Annotated in this window: 21 protein-coding genes; 13 read left to right on the top strand and 8 right to left on the bottom strand. The window is 70.2% G+C overall.

The window, feature by feature from the left end; genetic code table 11:
- Positions 1 to 28: 28 nt before the first annotated feature.
- Positions 29 to 1,702 carry a 4Fe-4S dicluster domain-containing protein gene (locus ACE3QP_RS04085; RefSeq protein WP_374433764.1) on the bottom strand — a complete coding sequence of 558 codons (1,674 nt, stop codon included), beginning with the start codon at positions 1,700 to 1,702 and terminating at the stop codon, positions 29 to 31.
- A 165-nt stretch (positions 1,703 to 1,867) separates the two neighbouring features.
- Between ACE3QP_RS04085 and ACE3QP_RS04090 the strand changes: the two genes are divergently transcribed.
- The 9 genes from ACE3QP_RS04090 (at position 1,868) to ACE3QP_RS04130 (ending at position 10,621) form a co-directional block, all read left to right on the top strand.
- Positions 1,868 to 2,650 (top strand): SDR family oxidoreductase, encoded by a 783-nt coding sequence (locus tag ACE3QP_RS04090; RefSeq protein ID WP_374433765.1) that lies wholly within the window; start codon positions 1,868 to 1,870, stop codon positions 2,648 to 2,650.
- Positions 2,638 to 3,282 (top strand): YceH family protein, encoded by a 645-nt coding sequence (locus ACE3QP_RS04095; protein ID WP_374433963.1) that lies wholly within the window; start codon positions 2,638 to 2,640, stop codon positions 3,280 to 3,282. Before ACE3QP_RS04090 ends, ACE3QP_RS04095 begins: the two co-directional genes overlap by 13 nt.
- Positions 3,279 to 4,379: a PLP-dependent cysteine synthase family protein gene (locus tag ACE3QP_RS04100; protein WP_374433766.1), complete on the top strand. Its 1,101-nt coding sequence runs from the start codon at positions 3,279 to 3,281 to the stop codon at positions 4,377 to 4,379. The genes ACE3QP_RS04095 and ACE3QP_RS04100 overlap by 4 nt, the downstream gene beginning before the upstream one ends.
- A gap of 9 nt (positions 4,380 to 4,388) precedes the next feature.
- On the top strand, positions 4,389 to 5,132 hold the full coding sequence (locus tag ACE3QP_RS04105; protein ID WP_374433767.1) for a substrate-binding periplasmic protein: 744 nt from the start codon (positions 4,389 to 4,391) through the stop codon (positions 5,130 to 5,132).
- Between the two features lie 38 nt (positions 5,133 to 5,170).
- Positions 5,171 to 6,544 (top strand): cyanophycinase, encoded by a 1,374-nt coding sequence (locus ACE3QP_RS04110; protein ID WP_374433768.1) that lies wholly within the window; start codon positions 5,171 to 5,173, stop codon positions 6,542 to 6,544.
- On the top strand, positions 6,541 to 7,317 hold the full coding sequence (locus ACE3QP_RS04115) for a substrate-binding periplasmic protein (protein ID WP_374433769.1): 777 nt from the start codon (positions 6,541 to 6,543) through the stop codon (positions 7,315 to 7,317). Before ACE3QP_RS04110 ends, ACE3QP_RS04115 begins: the two co-directional genes overlap by 4 nt.
- A gap of 116 nt (positions 7,318 to 7,433) precedes the next feature.
- On the top strand, positions 7,434 to 8,729 hold the full coding sequence (locus ACE3QP_RS04120) for a cyanophycinase (RefSeq protein WP_374433770.1): 1,296 nt from the start codon (positions 7,434 to 7,436) through the stop codon (positions 8,727 to 8,729).
- 4 nt (positions 8,730 to 8,733) lie between these two features.
- Positions 8,734 to 9,843: a succinylglutamate desuccinylase/aspartoacylase family protein gene (locus ACE3QP_RS04125; RefSeq protein ID WP_374433771.1), complete on the top strand. Its 1,110-nt coding sequence runs from the start codon at positions 8,734 to 8,736 to the stop codon at positions 9,841 to 9,843.
- A gap of 13 nt (positions 9,844 to 9,856) precedes the next feature.
- Positions 9,857 to 10,621 carry an ABC transporter ATP-binding protein gene (locus ACE3QP_RS04130; protein WP_374433772.1) on the top strand — a complete coding sequence of 255 codons (765 nt, stop codon included), beginning with the start codon at positions 9,857 to 9,859 and terminating at the stop codon, positions 10,619 to 10,621.
- Between the two features lie 3 nt (positions 10,622 to 10,624).
- On the opposite strand, the gene ACE3QP_RS04135 is transcribed toward ACE3QP_RS04130, so the two are convergent.
- Together ACE3QP_RS04135 and ACE3QP_RS04140 are read right to left on the bottom strand one after the other, a co-directional pair.
- Complete coding sequence (locus ACE3QP_RS04135) at positions 10,625 to 10,816, bottom strand: hypothetical protein (RefSeq protein ID WP_374433774.1); 192 nt, start codon at positions 10,814 to 10,816, stop codon at positions 10,625 to 10,627.
- 38 nt (positions 10,817 to 10,854) lie between these two features.
- The gene (locus tag ACE3QP_RS04140) at positions 10,855 to 11,913 is read right to left on the bottom strand and encodes a questin oxidase family protein (RefSeq protein WP_374433775.1); all 1,059 of its coding nucleotides are present in this window, start codon (positions 11,911 to 11,913) and stop codon (positions 10,855 to 10,857) included.
- A gap of 98 nt (positions 11,914 to 12,011) precedes the next feature.
- On the opposite strand from ACE3QP_RS04140, the gene soxR reads away from it, so the two are divergent.
- The gene (gene soxR, locus ACE3QP_RS04145; protein WP_374433776.1) at positions 12,012 to 12,476 is read left to right on the top strand and encodes a redox-sensitive transcriptional activator SoxR; all 465 of its coding nucleotides are present in this window, start codon (positions 12,012 to 12,014) and stop codon (positions 12,474 to 12,476) included.
- Between the two features lie 131 nt (positions 12,477 to 12,607).
- Positions 12,608 to 13,114, top strand: coding sequence for a hypothetical protein (locus ACE3QP_RS04150; RefSeq protein WP_374433778.1), 507 nt, complete (start codon positions 12,608 to 12,610; stop codon positions 13,112 to 13,114).
- On the opposite strand, the gene ACE3QP_RS04155 is transcribed toward ACE3QP_RS04150, so the two are convergent.
- From ACE3QP_RS04155 to ACE3QP_RS04175, 5 genes are all read right to left on the bottom strand, one after another.
- Positions 13,111 to 14,163, bottom strand: a complete 1,053-nt coding sequence (locus tag ACE3QP_RS04155; protein ID WP_374433780.1) for a hypothetical protein — start codon at positions 14,161 to 14,163, stop codon at positions 13,111 to 13,113. The genes ACE3QP_RS04150 and ACE3QP_RS04155 overlap by 4 nt on opposite strands.
- Complete coding sequence (locus ACE3QP_RS04160; protein ID WP_374433781.1) at positions 14,160 to 14,681, bottom strand: disulfide bond formation protein B; 522 nt, start codon at positions 14,679 to 14,681, stop codon at positions 14,160 to 14,162. The genes ACE3QP_RS04155 and ACE3QP_RS04160 overlap by 4 nt, the downstream gene beginning before the upstream one ends.
- Complete coding sequence (locus ACE3QP_RS04165) at positions 14,681 to 15,151, bottom strand: RidA family protein (protein ID WP_374433782.1); 471 nt, start codon at positions 15,149 to 15,151, stop codon at positions 14,681 to 14,683. Before ACE3QP_RS04165 ends, ACE3QP_RS04160 begins: the two co-directional genes overlap by 1 nt.
- Before the next feature lie 54 nt (positions 15,152 to 15,205).
- Positions 15,206 to 15,379, bottom strand: a complete 174-nt coding sequence (locus tag ACE3QP_RS04170) for a hypothetical protein (RefSeq protein WP_374433784.1) — start codon at positions 15,377 to 15,379, stop codon at positions 15,206 to 15,208.
- Between the two features lie 190 nt (positions 15,380 to 15,569).
- Positions 15,570 to 15,995 carry a nuclear transport factor 2 family protein gene (locus tag ACE3QP_RS04175; protein ID WP_374433785.1) on the bottom strand — a complete coding sequence of 142 codons (426 nt, stop codon included), beginning with the start codon at positions 15,993 to 15,995 and terminating at the stop codon, positions 15,570 to 15,572.
- 102 nt (positions 15,996 to 16,097) lie between these two features.
- On the opposite strand from ACE3QP_RS04175, the gene ACE3QP_RS04180 reads away from it, so the two are divergent.
- Together ACE3QP_RS04180 and ACE3QP_RS04185 are read left to right on the top strand one after the other, a co-directional pair.
- Positions 16,098 to 16,460 (top strand): winged helix-turn-helix transcriptional regulator, encoded by a 363-nt coding sequence (locus ACE3QP_RS04180; protein ID WP_374433787.1) that lies wholly within the window; start codon positions 16,098 to 16,100, stop codon positions 16,458 to 16,460.
- A complete protein-coding gene (locus ACE3QP_RS04185) occupies positions 16,457 to 18,832 on the top strand; it encodes a DNA internalization-related competence protein ComEC/Rec2 (RefSeq protein ID WP_374433789.1) in 2,376 nt (791 codons plus the stop codon). The genes ACE3QP_RS04180 and ACE3QP_RS04185 overlap by 4 nt, the downstream gene beginning before the upstream one ends.
- Positions 18,833 to 18,899: the final 67 nt, after the last annotated feature.

The following is an 18,899-nucleotide window of genomic DNA, read 5'->3' on the forward strand; positions in this document are numbered from 1 at the left end:
GGCGGGAAGACCCTCTCGGGCCTTGTGCTTACATGCCCACGTAGTTCGGTCCGCCCCCGCCCTCAGGGGTGATCCAGACGATGTTCTGGGTCGGATCCTTGATGTCGCAGGTCTTGCAGTGCACGCAGTTCTGGGCGTTGATCTGCAGGCGGTCGCCGCCGTCCTCGTTCTTGACGAATTCGTACACGCCCGCCGGGCAGTAACGGCTCTCGGGCCCGCCGTACTTGGCCAGGTTGGTGGCCACGGGCACGGCGGCGTTCTTCAGCGTCAGGTGGGCCGGCTGGTTTTCCTCGTGGTTGGTGTTCGAGATGAACACCGAGGAGAGGCGGTCGAAGCTGAGCTTGCCGTCCGGCTTGGGGTAGGCAATCGGCGCGCACTCGGCCACGGGGCGCAGGGCCTCGTGGTCGGCCTTGTGGTTGTGCAGGGTCCAGGGCGGGCTGGCCACACCGATCTTGGGCAGCAGCCATTGCTCGATGCCGGTCATCAGCTGGCCCACCGTCTTGCCCTTCTTGAACCAGAGCTTGAAATTGCGGGTCTGCTGCAGTTCTTCGTTCAGCCAGCTCTTCTCGAAGGCGGCGGGGTACTCGCTCAGTTCATCTTGCGCGCGGCCGGCGGCCAGGGCGGCGGCGGCGGCCTCGGCGGCCAGCATGCCGCTCTTGATGGCGGCATGGCTGCCCTTGATGCGCGCGGCGTTCAGGTAGCCGGCGTCGCAACCCACCAGGGCGCCGCCCGGGAAGACGGTCTTGGGCAGCGCCTGGGGCGTGCCGTTGTTGATGGCGCGCGCGCCGTAGCCGATGCGCTTGCCACCTTCGATGTGCGCGCGGATGGCCGGGTGGGTCTTCCAGCGCTGCATTTCCTCGAAGGGGCTCATGTGCGGGTTCTGGTAGTCCAGGCCGATCACAAAGCCCAGGGTGACCTTGTTGTCTTCCAGGTGGTAGAGGAAGCCGCCGCCGAAGGTGTCGTCCACCATCGGCCAGCCGGCGGTGTGCACCACCTTGCCGGGCTGGGCCTTGTCGGCCGGGATCTCCCACAGCTCCTTGATGCCGATGGCGAAGGTCTGCACGTCCTTGCCCTCGGTCAGCTTGTACTTGGACAACAACTGCTTGCCCAGATGGCCGCGCGCACCCTCGGCAAAGATCGTGTACTTGCCGTGCAACTCCATGCCGAGCTGGAAGGCGTCGGTGGGCTCGCCTTCCTTGCCGATGCCCATGTTGCCGGTGGCCACGCCCTTGACGCGGCCCTGCTCGTCGTACACCACTTCAGCGGCGGCGAAGCCGGCAAAGATCTCCACGCCCAGGCCTTCGGCCTGCTGGGCCAGCCATTTGGTGACGTTGGAGAGGCTGACCACGTAGCAGCCGTGGTTGTGGAAGTTGCGCGGCACCAGCCAGTCGGGCGTGCGGGTGTGGCCGGCCTCGCTCAGGAACAGGATGTCGTCGCCGCTCACCGCCTGGTTCAGCGGGGCCCCCAGCTCCTTCCAGTTCGGGAACAGCTCGGTGATGGCGCGCGGGTCCATCACGGCGCCGCTGAGGATGTGCGCACCGGCTTCGGAGCCCTTTTCGAGTACCACCACCGAGATTTCGGGGTTGATCTGCTTGAGGCGGATGGCCGTGGCCAAGCCGGCCGGGCCGCCGCCGACGATCACGACGTCGTACTCCATCGATTCACGGGGACCGAATTGGGCAAGGATCTCGTCGTTGGTCATGGCGATGCGGGGGGGTTCTCAGAGGCGGCGGATTCTAGGGAGCCCAAGAATAAAACGAACGGTCGTGCTTTTTTCTTAGAGGCAGAGCCCCAGAAGCACTGCGGGAAAGCCCCGTGCTAACGTGCCCGCACGCCCTCTAGCAGGGCCTTCCACAGGACAAGAACCATGAGCTATTCGATCGATCTGTCGGGCCGCGTGGCCCTTGTCACCGGCGCTTCCAGCGGTCTGGGCGCGCAGTTCGCCCGCACGCTGGCTAAGGCGGGCGCCGCCGTGGTGCTGGCCGGTCGCCGGGTGGAGCGTCTCAAGAGCCTGCGCGCCGAGATCGAGGCCGAGGGCGGCGACGCCCATGTGGTGACGCTGGACGTGACCGATCTGACCTCCATCAAGGCCGCCGTGGCCCATGCCGAGACCGAGATGGGCACGCTCGACATCCTGGTCAACAACTCCGGTGTCTCCACCAGCCAGCGCATCGTCGATGTGAGCGAGCAGGACTGGGACTATGTGATGAACACCAATCTGCGCGGCGCCTTTTTCGTCGCCCAAGAGGTGGCCAAGCGCATGCTGGCGCGCGCCAAGGGTGCGGCGCCCGGCAGCTTCACCGGCGGGCGCATCGTCAACATTGCTTCCATGGCGGGCCTGCGGGTGCTCAGCCAGATCGGCATCTACGCCATGAGCAAGGCCGGCGTGGTGCACATGACGCGCGCGATGGCGCTGGAGTTCGGCAAGTACGGCATCAATGTGAACGCCATCTGCCCGGGTTACATCGACACCGAGATGAACCACCACCACTGGGAAACCGCGCATGGCAAGCAGCTGATCGACATGCTGCCGCGCAAGCGCGTGGGCCAGCCGCAGGATCTGGACACGACCCTGCTGATGCTGTGTGCCAATGAGAGCCGCTTCATCAATGGCGCCATCGTGCAGGCGGACGACGGATTCGGTGTGTGAGCGTGCAAGTTCGTGACCTGACGCCTATCGAGGCGCGCGTGCTGGCCGTGCTGGTGGAAAAACAGCACACCGTGCCCGACAGCTACCCGCTCTCGCTCAACACCCTGACCCTGGGCTGCAACCAGAAAACCGCGCGCGAACCGGTGATGAACCTCGGCGAGCCCGAGGTGCTGGAGGCGCTCAACAGCTTGAAGGACCTGAGCCTGGTCTACGAGGTCAGCGGCAGCCGGGTGACGCGCTTCGAGCACAACCTCAAGCGCGTCTACGGCGTGCCCGGCCAGGCCGAGGCCCTGCTGACCGTGCTGATGCTGCGCGGCCCGCAAACGGCGGCCGAGTTGCGTCTGAATGCCGAGCGCCTGCACCGCTTTGCCGACATCTCTTCGGTCGAAGGCTTTCTGGAGGAACTGGCCGAGCGCGAGCCGCCGCTGGCCATCAAGCTTCCGCGTGCCCCGGGCGCCCGTGAGGCGCGCTGGGCCCAGTTGCTGTGCGGGCCGGTGGAGCTGCCGGCCGCCAGTGCCTACGTGGCGCCCGCCGCGGCGCGCGATGCCGAACTGGAGGCCCTGCGCGCCGATGTGGATCAACTCAAGCGGCAGGTGGCGCGGCTGATGAGCGAGCTGGGGCTGCAGGAATGAGCGCGCGCGCCTGGACGGCCGAATGCGTGAAGCGGATCGAGGCCGATTTCCAGCGCAGCGCCGACACCCATCTGATTCCTCTCGAGCTGCCCGCTTTCCCGGGTATCGACTTCTATCTGAAGGACGAGTCCATCCACCCCAGCGGCAGCCTCAAGCACCGCCTGGCGCGCTCGCTCTTCCTGTACGCGCTGTGCAATGGCTGGCTGCGCGAGGGAGCGCCGGTGGTGGAAAGCTCCAGTGGCTCCACGGCGGTCAGCGAAGCCTACTTCGCCCGCCTGCTCGGCCTGCCCTTCATCGCCGTGATGCCCGCCACCGTCAGCGAGGCCAAGCGCCGTGCCATCGAGTTCCAGGGCGGGCGCTGCCATCTGGTAACCGACCCGACCCAGGTCTATGCCGAGGCGGCCCGCCTGGCGCTGGAGGGGGGCGGCCACTACATGGACCAGTTCACCTACGCCGAGCGCGCCACCGACTGGCGCGGCAACAACAACATCGCCGAATCCATCTTCAAACAGATGGAGCGCGAGCGGCACCCGGTGCCGAGCTGGCTGGTCTGCAGTGCCGGCACCGGCGGCACACTGGCCACGCTGGGCCGCTTCGTGCGCTACGGGCGCCATGCCACGCGGGTGTGTGGGGCAGATGCCGAGCGCTCGGTGTTCTTCGAGCACTACCAATGCCGCGACGCCGGGCTGACGATGGACTGCGGCTCGCGCATCGAGGGCATCGGCCGCCCGCGCGTCGAGGCCAGCTTCCTGCCCGATGTGATGGACGCGATGGTCAAGCTGCCGGATGTCTGGTCGGTGGCGGCCATGCGTGTGCTGAGCGACTGGCTGGGCCGGCCGGTCGGGCCTTCCACCGGCACCAATCTTCTGGCCGCGCTGGCCTGCGCGCGCAGCATGCTGGGCCAGCGCGGCTCCATCGTGACCCTGCTGTGTGACAGCGGCGAACGCTACCGCGACAGTTACTTCGACGCTGGCTGGCGCGCCAGCGCTGGCCTGGCCTGCGAGGCCGAAACGGTGGCCCTGGGCGAATGGGTGGCGGGCGGCAGCCTGCCGCCGGAGCTGGCGCAGTCCTGGCAGTGCGCCGGGGCGCTGGCCTAGGGAGGCCGCGTGCGGCGCCGCAGCCTGCTGGGTAGTGCCCCGCTGCTGGCGCTGGATGTGGAAGCGCAGCAGAACGAACTGCTGCTCGTCAATGCACCCTATCCGCCCTTCGTGCTGGAGGCGGGCGACCCGATGGGCGAGGGGCTGGACGTGGACATCGCCCGCGCGGCTCTGGCCCGCAGCGGATACCGGCTGCGGGTGGAGCTGGTGCCCTGGCGGCGTGCCCTGCAGATGCTGGAAGCCGGCGAGGCCGATCTGACCACCACCATCAGCCTGAGCGGCGAGCGCGAGCGCTTCCTGCTCTTCAGCGAGGGCTACCGGCACAGCGTGCGCTACCACTTCTACAGCCGGCGCGGCAGCGGCCTGCGCATCGAGCGCCTGGAGGACCTGGCGCAGGTCAGCCTGGGCTACTCGGCGGGCTTTTTTTACCCGCCGGCCATCAAGCAGGCAGTGGGGCGCAGCCTGGTTGAGGGGCGCGACCTTGGCGTGACCGTGCGCATGCTTCATGCGGGTCGTTCGGACCTGATCGTCGTCAACCACTTGGCCGGGCTGTGGACCATCCGCCGTCTCGGCCTGGAGGCCGACCTGGAGCGCCAACCCTTCAGCTACAGCAGCGGCAGCCCCACCTACATGGCCCTGAGCCGCCGGCGCCACGAGGACGGAGCCCTGCTGCACACATTGAATGAGGGGCTCCGGGCGCTGCAGAAAGACGGGACTCTTGCACGGCTCGAGGCGCGCTACTTGCCTCCGTGAAATCCGCAATGGCTATGCTCCAACCCTGGGAGTAAGCGATGCGGATGCGATTGAAATTCTGGCTGGTGGCCTGGCTGACGCTGGGTGTGATGGTGTGCGTGCAGGCGGCCGAGCTGCCGCGCCAAGGTCTGGTGATGGCGCTCGGGGGCTCGGTGCGCTTCGACAACCAGGCCGTCTGGACCCGCTTCATCCAGGAGGCCGGCGGCAAGGGCGCGCGCATCGCCATCTTCGCCACGGCGGCCGGCAACCCCGACCGCAGCGCCCAGCGCCTCAAACGCACGCTCGAACATTACGGCGCCGTGTCCGAGATCATTCCAGTCGCCCCGCGCCTCAAGGGCGTGGACTGGAAGAGCCTGCGCGACGACCCGCGCCTGGCCGAGCGCGTGGCCACTATGGACGCTGTGTTCTTCACCGGCGGGGCGCAGGCCCTGATCGTCGACACCCTGCAGCCCGACGGTCAGCCCAGCCTGATGTTGCAGGCCATCCGCAAGGTGCACCAGCGCGGCGGCGTGGTGGCCGGCACCAGCGCCGGTGCGGCAGTCATGAGTGCCTGGATGTTCCGCGACGCCCCCAACACGCTGGCCGTGCTCAAGGGTCAGTTGCGCGAGGGTCAGGAGATCGACCGCGGCCTCGGTTTCGTGGGGCAGGAACTGTTCATCGACCAGCATTTCTTGCGCCGCGGCCGCATTGGCCGCCTGCTGCCGATGATGCATGCCAAGGGCTACCGCTGGGGCCTGGGCATCGAGGAGGACAGCGCCGCGCTGATCTGGGGCAGCCAGATCGAGGTGGTGGGCGCACGGGGCGCGCTGCTGGTGGACCTGAGCAAGGCCGAACGGGATGAGCGTCTCGGCCCCTTCAATCTGCGCGGCGCACGCCTGAGCTTCCTGGATCGCGGGGATCGCCACGACTTGGCCACCGGCGTCACCACGCCCTCCGCGCCGAAGCTGGCCGAGCAGCGCATCGACCCCAATGCGCCGGACTTCAAGCCCTATTTCGACCAGGAACCCTTCTACCCCGACATCCTGGGCGACAACGTCATCGTGCGCGCCATGGTGCATCTGGTGGATGGGCGCGAGCGTGAGCTGCGCGGTCTGGCCTTCAATGGCAGCGAGCTGCGCGGCCTGCCGGCGCCCAAGCCGCTGCGCGCCGCGCGCGCGGACGCCCCCAAGCCCGAAGAGCTGGGCTTCGAATTCCGGCTCTACGTGTTGCCCGAAACCCTGGGCTACTACACCGGCGCCATGGGCGGTGAGGACTACACCGTGATGCGGGTGGGCCTGGACGTGATGCCTGTGCGCATGCAGGTGCCGCTCTACCAGCCCTGGCCGGCCCAGAAGGCGCTGAGCCGCAAGGGCGCCGCGCCCGTGCCCGAACGCATGAAGGGGGCGCAGGCCGCCCGCCGCAACGCCGGATGACGCGGCTGCGCCGAAGCGTGCTGGGCTGGGGCGGTGCTTTGGGGCTGGCCCCCTGGCTGGCCCCGGCACCGGTGCATGCCCAGGCACGGCGCCTGCTGCTGGTCAGCCACGTGCTGCCGCCCTACACGCTTCCAGAAGGCAGTGCCCTGGGCCCGGGCATCGACGTGGACTACGCCCGGGCCGCTTTGCGTGCGGCCGGCGGCCAGTTCGAGCTGGAGGTGTTGCAAGTGCCTTGGCGGCGCGCGCTGCAGATGTTGGAACTGGGCGAGGCGGACTTCACCACTTCCGTCCACATCACCGACGAGCGCGCGCGCTACCTGTCCTTCAGCGAGACCTATGGCGCGAGCGTGCGTCACTACTTTTTCGGTCGGCGCGCCGAAGGCCTGAAGGTCCAACACCTGGACGAACTGGCTGGCTACCGCATCGGTGTGGTGGCAGGGCATGCCTTTCCCGAGCCGCTGACGGCCGCCCTGGGAAGCCGCCTGGAGCGCGCCAAGGACCTGCCGACACTGCTGCGCATGCTGGTGGCCCAGCGGGTGCAGCTGGCCGTCGGCACCGATTTGCCAATCACCTGGACGATCCGAGAGCTGGGCCTGCAGTCCGAACTGGAGCAGCAGCCCCTGGTGCACGATTCCGGCCGGCGCACGCAGATGGGTTTTTCGCGCGCCCGTCCGGGGCATGAGCAGGCGCTCGAAGCCATGAACCGCGGCCTGCGCCTGCTGGCGCGCGGCGACAGCTGGAAGCGCCTGGAAGCGCGCTACCTCGGCGCCTGAGGCGCCGGGGCGGGCATGATGCCGGCGGCTGCACCACCGGGTCAGTCCGCTTGGCGGGCCCCGTCACCTGCGCTCCACTTCCATCGCCCATGAGCCTGCTTTCGCGCCGACAGCTGATGTCCGTTCCCCTCAGCCTGGGAGCCGCTGCCCCCTCGGCTACACCCGCCAGTACTTCCGCCAGCACTTCCGCCAGCACGCCGGCCCACGCGGCCACGCAGCCCGGCCCCGTGCTGGCCATTGGCGGCGCGCTGCGCCTGGACCACGCGGCCGTTTGGAATCGCCTGGTGCTAGAAGCGGGCGGCCCGGGTGCGCGCATCGCGGTGTTCGCCACGGCCTCGGAAAACCCGCAGCGCACCGGCGAGCGCATCGTCAACACCCTGAAGCGCTACGGCGCCCAGGCCGAGTTCATCCCGCTGGCGCCCAAGCTGCGCGGCGTGGACCTGGCCGCCCTGCGCGACGACCCGGCCCTGCTGCAGCGCATGGAGGGCATGCAGGGCGTGTTCTTCTCGGGCGGGGCGCAGGAGCTGATCACCGCCAGCCTGCAGCCCGGCGGCCAGCCGAGCCCCCTTTTGCAGGCCCTGCGGGCCTTGCAGTCTCGCGGCGGGCTGGTGGCCGGCACCAGTGCCGGCGCGGCGGTGATGAGCGAATGGATGTTCCGCGACGCCCAGGATGTGCTGGCCGTGCTCAAGGGCCGGCTGCGCGATGGCCATGAACTCGACCGTGGCCTGGGCTTTGCCGGGCCGCACCTCTTCATCGACCAGCACTTCCTGAAGCGCGGACGCATTGCCCGCCTGCTGCCGGCGATGTACGCCAAGGGCTATCGCTTCGGCCTCGGGGTGGAGGAGGACAGTGCGGCGCTGATCCGCGGCGGGGAAATCGAAATCCTCGGCTCGCGCGGTGCGCTGCTGGTGGACCTCGGGGCTGCCAGCCGCTCGCTCGGCCGGCCGCATTTCAATCTGCGCGGTGCGGCGCTTACCTACCTGGACCGTGGCGACCGCCACGACCTACACAGCAACACCACCACTCCCCACCCGGACAAGCTGGCTGGCCGCATCGACCCGCGCGCCGTCGACTTCAAGCCCAGCGTGGGGCGCGTGCCCTTTTTCCCGGACATCCTGGGCGACAACGCCATCGTGCATGCCATGGCCCTGCTGCTGGACAGCCCCGAGCAGGAAGCCAAGGGTCTGGCCTTCAATGGCCGCGCCCTGCTGGAGCGCAAGGCCGTTGCGGACGACGGCGGCCACGATCCCGACCCCACGCTGGGCTTTGAATTTCGCCTCTACAAGGGCCCCGACACCCTGGGCCACAACACCGGCGCCTGGGGCGGCGACGACTACTCGGTGCAGCGCGTCTATCTGGACGTGACCCCCGTGCGCCTGCAGTCGCCGCTCTACCGGCACCTGAAGACCTGAACCGATGCGCCTCCAAGAACACCCACTGCACGGCAGCGCCAGCGGCACCCGCCGCGTCGTCACCTCGCTCCATTACGGCCAGGGCTCGCGCCGCGCCCTGCTGCAGGCCAGCCTGCACGCCGACGAAGTACCCGCCATGCTGGTGGCCCAACACCTGCGCCGCCGCCTGGCCGAGCTGGAGCAGCAGGGCCGGTTGCTGGGCGAGATCGTGCTGCTGCCGGCCTGCAACCCGCTTGGCCTGGGCCAGCAGATCTGGGGCCGGCACCAGGGCCGCTTCGAGCTGGACAGCGGTCACAACTTCAACCGCCACTACCCCGACCTCGTCGACGAGGCCCTGCAGCGCACCGCCGGCCGCCTGGGGGCCGATGCCCAGGCCAACACCGCGCTGTTGCTCCAGGCCATGCAGCAGGCCCTGGCCGAGCGCCGCCCGCAGACCGAGCTGCAATCTCTGCGTCAGATCCTGCTCGGCCTGGCGCTGGGCGCCGAGGTGGTGCTGGACCTGCATTGCGACAACGAGGGCGTGATGCACCTCTACAGCACCCCGCAGCAGGCCGAACAGACCGCCCAGCTGGGCCAATGCGTGCAGGCCCGCCTGGCCCTGCTGGCCAACGAAAGCGGCGACGCGCCTTTTGACGAGGCCTGCTCCGGCCCCTGGCTGCGCCTGCAGCAAACCCTGGCCGGCCGCCACCCCGTGGCGCTGGGCTGTTATGCGGCCACGGTGGAGCACCGCGGCGTCTGCGACGTGCGCCACGAACTGGCGGCGCAGGATGCCGAGGGCCTGCTGCAGTTCCTCGGCCTGCAGGGTTTCATCGCCGGCATGGCCGCGCCGGCGCCCTGGGATTGCCCGCTGCGGCCGCTGGCCGGCTCCATGCCCATCACCACGCCGCATGCCGGTGTGCTGGTCTACCACGCCGAGCTGGGCGCCGAGTTGCGGGTGGGTGACTTGATCGCCGAGCTGATCGAGCCGGTGAGCGGAGAATCCACGCCCTTGCGCAGCCCGGTGGACGGGCTGCATTACGCGCGCGAGCAGCAGCGCTGGGTGCAGGCCGGGCAGTCCATCGCCCGCGTGGCCGGCACCGAGGCCACCCGCACCGGCAAATTGCTTTCAGCCTGAATCAGAAGAATCTATGCAAAGCCTGACCGTCGAAGACCTGCACAAGAAGTACGGCGACCGCGAGGTCTTGAAGGGCGTGTCACTGGCCGCCAAGCCGGGCGATGTGATCACCCTGATCGGCTCCAGCGGCTCGGGCAAGAGCACCTTTCTGCGCTGCATCAACCTGCTCGAGCAGCCCCACCAGGGCAAGCTGAAGCTGGGCACGGAGGAACTGCAGCTGGTGCCCGACCGCGACGGCAGCCTCAAGGCCAAGGACGCCAAGCAGCTGCAGCGCTGGCGCGCCCGCCTGGCCATGGTGTTCCAGAACTTCAACCTCTGGGCCCACCGCACCGTGCTGGAAAACGTCATCGAGGCGCCGGTGCATGTGCTGGGCCAGCCCAAGGAACAGGCCATTGCCAAGGCCGAGGCGCTGCTGAACCGCGTCGGCGTGGCGCACCGCAAGGACGTCTACCCGGCCCAGCTTTCCGGCGGCGAGCAGCAGCGCGTGGCGATTGCCCGCGCCCTGGCCGTTGAGCCCGAGCTGATGCTGTTCGACGAACCCACCTCGGCCCTCGACCCCGAGCTGGTGGGCGAGGTGCTGAAGGTGATGAAGGACCTGGCCGCCGAGGGCCGCACCATGATCGTGGTGACGCACGAGATGGGCTTTGCCCGTGAGGTCAGCAACCACACCCTGTTCCTGCACCAGGGCAAGGTGATCGAGGAAGGTCACCCCAAGGATATCCTCGTTAACCCGAAGAGCGAGCGCCTGAAGGCCTTCCTCAGCGGCGGCCTGAAGTAGGCGCTACTTGCCGCCCAGCACGCGCGCCGGCAGGAAGAGCAGGGCGCGCAGGGCGGCGAACAGGGCTTCCACGCTCAGGCCGATCAGCCGGAAGGGCAGGCTGATCAGCCAGAGGATGGGCCAGAGCACCAGCGCCAGCAGGGCCAGCGGCCAGCAGAGCACGAAGAGCAGCAGCCAGAGCAGGAACTTGAGCATGGCCGCAGCCTACGCCGGGGTGGCGGGTGTGCGGGAGGTCATGCAGGGCTGAGTTGGGCCTGCAGGGCGCGCCGAGCGGCCTGGGCCCACGGGCTGGGCTGCTGCGGCGGCATGGGCAGCCGGCCGGCCGCAGGCGCCGGCAGCGCCCACTCGGCGCAGGCATGCACGAGCTTGATCACATGCTCGTCGTCCTGGGCGCCGGCGGCTTCGAAGTAGAGCGGCCAATCGGTCGACTCAGCAGACTCGGATTCGGGCGCGGCCGGCTCACCCGTCCAGCGGCTGGCCAGCAGCGCGGCGGCGGCATCGATGGCAAAGCGCCGCACCACCTCCTTCGGGCGGGTCACATAGGGCAGCAGAACGCGCAGGGCGCGGCTGCCTGTCACCCCATGCAGCAGGGTGAAGTTCCCACTGGCTGCATAGGCGCGGGCCAGCCACTCGGCCAGTTGGCGCAGGCCATCGGCCGGGGCCTGCAGCTGCAGGCGGGCGGCAACCTGGGCAAAGCCTGGTGTGGCGGCCCAGGCCTGCATGCGCTCGTCGATCAGCCCGGCGGGCGGCGCGGCGGGGGCGGGCAGGGCGCGGATGGCAGCGAGCCAATCGTCCAGCGCCAGATCGGGCGTTGGCAGCGGCTGGCGCCACAAGGGCGCGTGCTGGCTGGCCCACAGGCCCAGGGCGAGTGCGAGCTCGCCGCTGTGGCCGCTCTGCCAGGCGTGCGCGGTGCGGATCAGCAGATGAAAGGCCATCGAGGCGCCGCCGTCCAGCAGTTCGGGCAGCGTGGCCTGCAGCAGGGTCTCGGCGGGCTGCCGGTCCAGTTCGGCATCGAAATGCGCCACCAGCAGGGGCAGGGCCTCGGCGCGGCCGCGCAGCGCGCGCCAATCGGGCAGCAGGGCCGGCGCGGGCCAGGGCAGCACCAGGGGTTCGAGTTCACGAACCTGGGCTTCGCTGAAGGCCTGCAGGCGTTCGCTCGAAGCCCCCAAGGCCCACAGCGCATGCTGGGCCATCGGCAGGTGCGAGACCAGGCGACCCTGGTAGAGCGGATGCCAGGCGGCGCGGCCGGCGCTGAGCAGGGCATGCAGGGGGTGCTGGGCGTTGAGCGACATGGTGCTTGCAGGTGGAGGGTGAGGTCACGCACTCTGCAAGCTCAAGTGAGCTTCAAGTCAAGTGCAAAATGCCAGCGCAGCCCCACAAGGAGCGCGACATGCAAGACGGTGAGGGCGCCAGCTGGCTGGCGATTGGGGAAATGGCGCAGCGTGCCGGCCTGGCGGCCAGTGCCCTGCGCTACTACGAACAGCAAGGCCTGATTGCCGGCGGGCGCAGTGCCGGCGGGCGGCGCCAGTACCCGCGCCATGTGCTACGGCGCCTGGCCTTCATCCGTGCCGCGCAACTGATGGGGCTGACGCTGCCTGAGATCCGAGCCGCCCTGGCCAGCCTGCCCGATGAACGCACGCCCACCAAGGCCGACTGGGAAAAGCTTTCGCGCCAATGGCTGCCGCTCATCGAGGCGCGCATGGCCGAGCTGCAGCGCCTGCACGACAAGCTGACCGGCTGCATCGGCTGCGGCTGCCTGTCACTCAAGGCCTGCAAGCTCTATAACCCGGACGACCAGGCGGCGGCGAAGGGGGCGGGGGCGCGCTACTTGGCAGGGGATTTGCCGGGGCTGTGAACGGAAGCGAATGTGGCCGAGTGCTTCGCTGTGGGTATCGCTGTTGGCATCAAACTGCCGGACATGGGGCCGATGCGCGCTGCATTCGGCCGCAGGCGCGCTGAACCGCAGCCCTGCTGCAGGTGAAATCGATGGCTCCGCAGGCACCAGGCGTCAAGGTACGGATCCGATTTCTGGGCCATGGCGGCCGTCCGGTGACCGAGCGGCAATGGCTGAAAGCCCTGCTGCCGGCCGCCTGGGACGAGCCGGCCCGCATGCAGATCCGAGCCTTGGCCGCGCAGCACCTGGCCCTGTTCAACGCCGATCGGGTGTTTGTGTACCCGATCGCGCTCGATCTGATCCGGACTCGGTTGCTGGACCTGGGCCTGGGCGGGCGCTTCCAACACTTCGCCTGGGAGCTGCCGGTCCAGGCGATCCCGCCACTGTGCGAGCACTGTCTGGCCTGCTGGCTCGGCAAAGCTCCGGAGCCGCCCGCCTGCTTCAGCCAGGGGTTGGCCCGGGTGTTTCGCTCCCCGCATTGCGGCAGCCTGATGCTGGACGACCCGCAGGCCGGCAAGGCGGGCCTGCGGCAGTTCATCAGCGTGCCGGAGTCTGCGCAGCGTTTCGGGCTGACCCCGGGAGCTGGGATGGGGCCCTAGTTCAAAGTCAGCGCGGGGGCGTAGCTGGCACCCTTGAGCATGGCCTCGCAGGCGAGCCGGGCGGTGCTGCCGATGCCGTAGCCGACCAGCAGCTGGGTGCCGGCATAGGCGCTCAGGTCGGTGTCCACCGGCACGACCGGGGCGCTCATGGTGGGGGACAGCGGCCCCAGGTAGGCGGCCGGCATGGCGGCGCAGCCGCTGAACAGGCTCCATTGCCCGCCCGACCAGGCCCAGATGTCGCTGCCCATTGCCGGGGGCAGCAGGGCGGCGACAAAGAAGCCACCCGTCAGGCCCACCACGGCCGGCGGCAGCGTGGCGGAAAGCTGCAACTGCCGCGCCTGCAGCGGGCCTTGCGACCAACTGCCGGGCTGCGGTGCGCCGGTGCCCACCAGGGTATAGAACTCGGTGTCCGCCGGTACGGGCAGATTGATGAAGCTCTGGCCGTTGCACTGAAAAGGTGCGGCATCGCGCTCGGCGCGGGAAATGACCAGCTCGGCGCGGCTGCCCACACCGCGCGCCTGCAAGGCGGCGAAGGCGGTGTCGCTCAGCGCTTCGATGTAGGACACATGGCGCATGGCGCCCGGCGTGTTGACGCGAATGGCCACGTCCGACCAGGTCATGCGGCCGGCATGCTGGCCCAGGGCCTGGCCTTCCACCACGCGCTGGCCCGCTGCATAGGGGCCGTTCAGCGCGACGTGGAACAGGATGACGGTGAAGTCGGGCTGCGCGTCCGGACGGATCTGCAGCTGGCTGCCGGCGAACTCCGGCTGGACCGCGGTAATCGTGCCGCTGACGGGCGCCAGCACGGCGGTGCTCGCGTCGGGGCCGATGAAGTAATGCTTCATCGAGCGGCAGCGCTCTACGTCGTCCGAGTAGTCATGCCCCGCACTGGAACGGAACTTGGACAGCTGCACGATTCTGGAGAGGTCGATGTAGTGGGTGTGGATGAAGCGTGGCACGCCCAGTTGGTCGAGGTCGTAGGCCGCGTTCGCGCTCAGCGGCAGCGCCAGCAGCGCGGCGCACAGTCGCAGAGCGCAGGAGGGCCTCAAGGCTGCGGCCGCCTGAGCAGCCAGGACAGGCCGATTGCCAGGCAAAGCGCAAACAGCAAGCCGCTCCAGATCTCGTAGGGCAGGCCGAGCAGGCGGTAGGCACCGGCTTCGTTGCAGTTGGCGGTGATCATGAACACCGCCGGGAAGCGCTCTTCCAGGTCGAAGAACTGGATGATGCGATCCGCCGCGCCCATGGCGCAGCTCTCGGATTGCGCCGCCACTTCATGCTGGTAGGTGGCCGCCACCAGACCGGAGACGGACAGCAGCACCAGCGGCACCGCCACCACCCGCACCGCCACTTCGCGCGCCGGGCTGCGCAGCAGCAGGGCCAGGCCGCCGCCCAGCAGGCAGACGGCCGAGATGACGATGAAGAGGGCGCGCTGCAGGATGCACCAGGGGCAGGGCTTGACGCCGTAGACATGCTGCGCCACCAGCGCGCCGCCCACCGCGGCCAGGCAGGCCAGGCCGAGCAGGACGAGCAGGCGCGGGTGGTGGTTCAGCCAGCGCACAGCGGCCATCAGGCCAGCTCCGCAATCATGTCGATCTCGACGCAGGCGCCCATGGGCAGCTGCGCCACGCCATAGGCGGCGCGGGCGTGGGCGCCAATCTCGGGACCGAAGATCTGGCCGATGAGCTCCGAGCAGCCGTTGGTCACCAGGTGGTGCTCGGTGTAGTCGGGCGTGGAATTGACCAGGCTCATCAGCTTGACGATGCGCTTCACACGGCCGAGGTTGCCGCCGCAGGCGGCCTGCAGCGTGCCCATCAGGTCGATGGCCACCGCCCGCGCAGCCTGCTGGCCGGTGGCGGTGTCCATGTCCTTGCCCAGCTGACCGACCCAGGCCTTGCCGTCCTTCTTGGCGATGTGCCCGGAGAGGAAGACCATGTTGCCGCTGCGCACGAAGGGCACGTAGGCGGCGGCGGGGATGGCGACCGGGGGCAGGGTGATGCCGAGTTCGGCAAGGCGGTCGGCGATGGCTTGGGTGGGCATGGTGAAACCTCGAACGGGAAAGGGAGCGGGCGGCATCGTACTGGCCGGCCGCCCTCAATCCGGCAGGCTCAGCACCACCGGGCCGCGGCCCAGGCCTTGTTCCACGGCCTCGTGGGCGGCGGCAATCTCGGCCAGCGCGAAGCGTTGCGGCGGCAGATGGCGCAGTGCACCGCTCGCCAGCTGGATCGCGGCCTGGCCCACCGCGCCCGCTCCGCCCTGCACCCGCACGGTGTGCCGGCCAGGGGCGTGGGGCCGCCGTGCACGGCCTCCCAGGCCGTCAGCGCCGGGATGCCCAGGCAGGCGCCGACTTCGAGAGCAACGGCCTCCGGCAAGGGGTGCACCAGGGCTTCGGGCAACGGCAGCTCGCAGGGCTCCAGCACCTCGCGCGCCGGGCCGGGTCGGGTGTAGCGCATGGCCTTCATGCGCGCGGCTCCCAGAGCACGTTGACGATCTGCCAGCGCCCCGGCTCGGTTTCGCTCAGCTGCAGGTAGTCGATCCACTGCTCGGCATCCACGCGCAGGCTGGCCGCGCCGCGGAAGACATCCAGCACCTTGACCTCGCGGCGCGCAGTCTCGGGCTGCTGGCCGGCGCGGCTGCGCGTGGCCTGCACCAGGCCGAGCGCGCCGATGTGCTCGACGCGGCGGCGCCCATCGGGCAGGCGCTTGAGCACGCGCTTGGCCAGGTCGGGATGCAGCGCGCGCTCCATGCGGGCGGCGTCGCCGGAGTACCAGCCCTCGATGTAGTCGAGCGCGGTGGCGACGAGTGGGGCATGGGCCGGGTCGGCAGCGGCGTACGCGCTGCTTGCCAGCAGGGGGCTGGCGGCTAGCATCTGGCGGCGTTTCATGGCGTCGGAAGCGATGGAAGTGACGAGGGGCGCGAGCCTCCCATGCGCCGTCCCGGCTGTGAAGTACGCAGTTTTTTGTGCCTAGGTTCCCTGTAAGTCACCATGCCCAAGCTCGCTGCCGCCCCGCCCACCGACCTAGCCTGGAAGTCCTGCGCGGTCTCCACCGCGCTGGAGGTCATGGGCGGGCGCTGGAAGGCGGTGATCCTGTTCTACCTGCTCGGCGGCACGCGCCGCTTCAGCGAGATCCAGCGCTACCTGCCGGGCGTCAGCCAGCGTGTGCTGACGCAGCAGCTGCGCGAGCTGGAGGCCGACGGCGTGCTGCATCGCGAGGCCTACCCGGAGGTGCCCCCGCGGGTCGAGTACTCGCTCACCGAGTTCGGCCGCAGCCTGCGCGAACCCCTGCTGGCGCTGCGCGACTGGGGTGAGCGGCACCGCCAGCAGGTGGCCGCCCTGCGTCAGCCTTGAAAGCCCCGGCCTGGCAGCCCGGTGCCGCGCTGGCCCTGCTGCTGGGCCTGCTGGGTGGGCTGGCGGGTCTGCAGTTCCTGCCGCGCCTGTTGCTGCCGGCTGAGCATGCCGGCTTGCTGGCCGCAGCGCTGGGCCTGGGCGTTTGGGTGGGGTGGAGCCGCCCTGGCCGCACGCCCATGCTGCTGATGCTGGGTGTGCTGCTGGGGCTCTCGTGGGCGCAGCAGCGCGCCAGCTGGCGCCTCGCAGATGTGTTGGCCCCCGCGCACATTGGCCAGCCGGTCTGGGTGGAGGCGGAGGTGGATGGACTGCCGCAGGCCCTGGCCGGCTACGGCGGCGTGGGCGGCTGGCGCCTGCCGCTGCGGCTGCTGGAGCGGCCCGGTGGCGTGCCCGAGCAGGTCTCGGTGAGCTGGTTCCCTGGTGCGGGGCGCGAGCAGGCGCCGCGGGCGGGTGAGCGCTGGCGTCTGCAGCTGCGCCTCAAGCCGGTGCACGCCCTGCAGAACCCCGGCCTGCCGGACACCGAGCTGTGGCTGCTGGAGCGCGGTGTGCGCGCGCAGGGCTCGGTGCGGGCCGGCGAACGCCTGGCGGCGGCGAGTGCCTGGAACCTGGCCGCCGCCCGCGAGCGCATCCGCGCCGCCATCCAGGCGCGTGTGAGCGAGCCGCGCGCCCGTGCCGTGCTGGCTGGCTTGGCCATTGGCGACCAAGGCGGCATTGCCGCTGGCGACTGGGCCCTGCTGCGCGACACCGGCGTCGTTCACCTCTTTGCCGTATCGGGGTTGCATATCACTTGGTTCGCCTGGCTGGCGGCCGCCGGGGTGCACGCGCTGTGGCGGCGCAGCGCCTGGCTGTGCACGCGCTGGCCGGCGCCGGCCGCGGCGCGCTGGCTGGGCCTGGCGGCGGCGCTGGGCTATGCGCTGCTGGCGGGCTGGGGCGTGCCGGCGCAGCGCACCGTGGGCCTGCTGGCCGTGCTGGTGCTGCTGCAAAGCAGCGCGCGCATCTGGCCCTGGGCGCTGGCGCTGAGCCTGGCCGGCGCGGTGGTGGGCCTGGCCGACCCCTGGGCGCTGGTGACGCCGGGTTTCTGGCTCAGCTTTGCCGCCGTGGCCCTGCTGATGCAGGCGGCCCCCGCCGAGGACGAAGCCACCGCGGGCTGGCGGCGCCTGCCACAGCTGGCCTGGCAGGGCCTGCGCGTGCAGTTGCTGGCCAGCGCCGGCCTGGCGCCGCTCACGCTGATCTTCTTCGGGCAGGTCTCGCTGGTCGGCCTGCTCACCAATCTGGTGGCCGTGCCCCTGGTGACTTCCGTGCTGGTGCCGCTGGCCCTGGGGGGGCTGCTGCTGGCCCCGCTGTGGCAGCTGGGTACCTGGGGCGTGCAGGCCCTGTTCGCCGGGCTGGAATTGGCCCAGCGCTTGCCGGGTGCGGTGTGGTGGGCGGCGCAGGCGCCCTGGTTCATCGAGGCCCTGGCCCTGCTGGGCGTGGCGCTGGCCCTGCTGCGCCTGCCGCGCGCTGTTCGCGCCCTGGGGCTGGCGCTGCTGCTGTCGCTGCTCTTGTGGACGCCGGCGCGGCCCGCGCCCGGCCGCTTCGCGCTCACGGTCATCGACGTCGGCCAGGGCAGCGCCGCCTGGGTGCAGACCGCCGGCCACGCACTGCTGTTCGACGCCGGTCCACGCTGGGGTGGCGACAGCGATGCCGGTGCGCGGGTGGTGCTGCCCCTGCTGCGCGCCGCCGGCGTGAACCACCTGGACGCGCTCGTCATCAGCCACGACGACGCCGACCACAGCGGCGGCGGTGCGAGCGTGTTGGCCGGCCTGCCGGTGGCCGCGCGCTGGGGCTCGCTGCCGCCGCGGCATGTGCTGCAGCCGGTGCAGCCCTGCCGTGCGGGTCTGGCCTGGGAGTGGGAGGGCGTGCGCTTCGAGTGGCTGCACCCCGGCGGGCCAGGCGAGGCCGCGGCGCGCGACAACGCGCGTTCCTGCGTGCTGCGCGTGCAGGACGCCGCCGGCCAGGCCCTGCTGCTGACGGCAGACATCGAGGCCGCCCAGGAGCGCGAGCTGCTGCAGCGCGCGGCGCCGTTGCGCGCCACCGTGCTGCTGCTGCCCCACCATGGCAGCAAAAGCAGCAGCAGCGCGGAGTTCCTGGCCGCCGTGCAGCCGCAACTGGCCTTTGCCCAGGCTGGCTTCATGAACCGCCACGGCCACCCGGCCGCGCCGGTGCGCGAGCGCCTGGCCGTGGCCGGGGTGCCGCTGCTGACCAGCGCGGAGTGCGGCGCCTGGCAGTGGCTCAGCAGCCAGCCGCCCGGCCCGCAGGGCTGCTGGCGGCTGCAGCGGCGCCGCTACTGGCTGACGGCGGCACCGGCTGGTGCGCTGGACGACGAACCCGACTGATTCCCGCCCAGCGCGCTCCGCGGGGAAGCCAGCGCCAGGGCGCCCGCTGCAAGGGTGGGGGGGCCTC

Origin of the sequence: Inhella sp. (assembly GCF_041912635.1) — a bacterium.
Classification (GTDB): Bacteria; Pseudomonadota; Gammaproteobacteria; order Burkholderiales; family Burkholderiaceae_C; genus Inhella.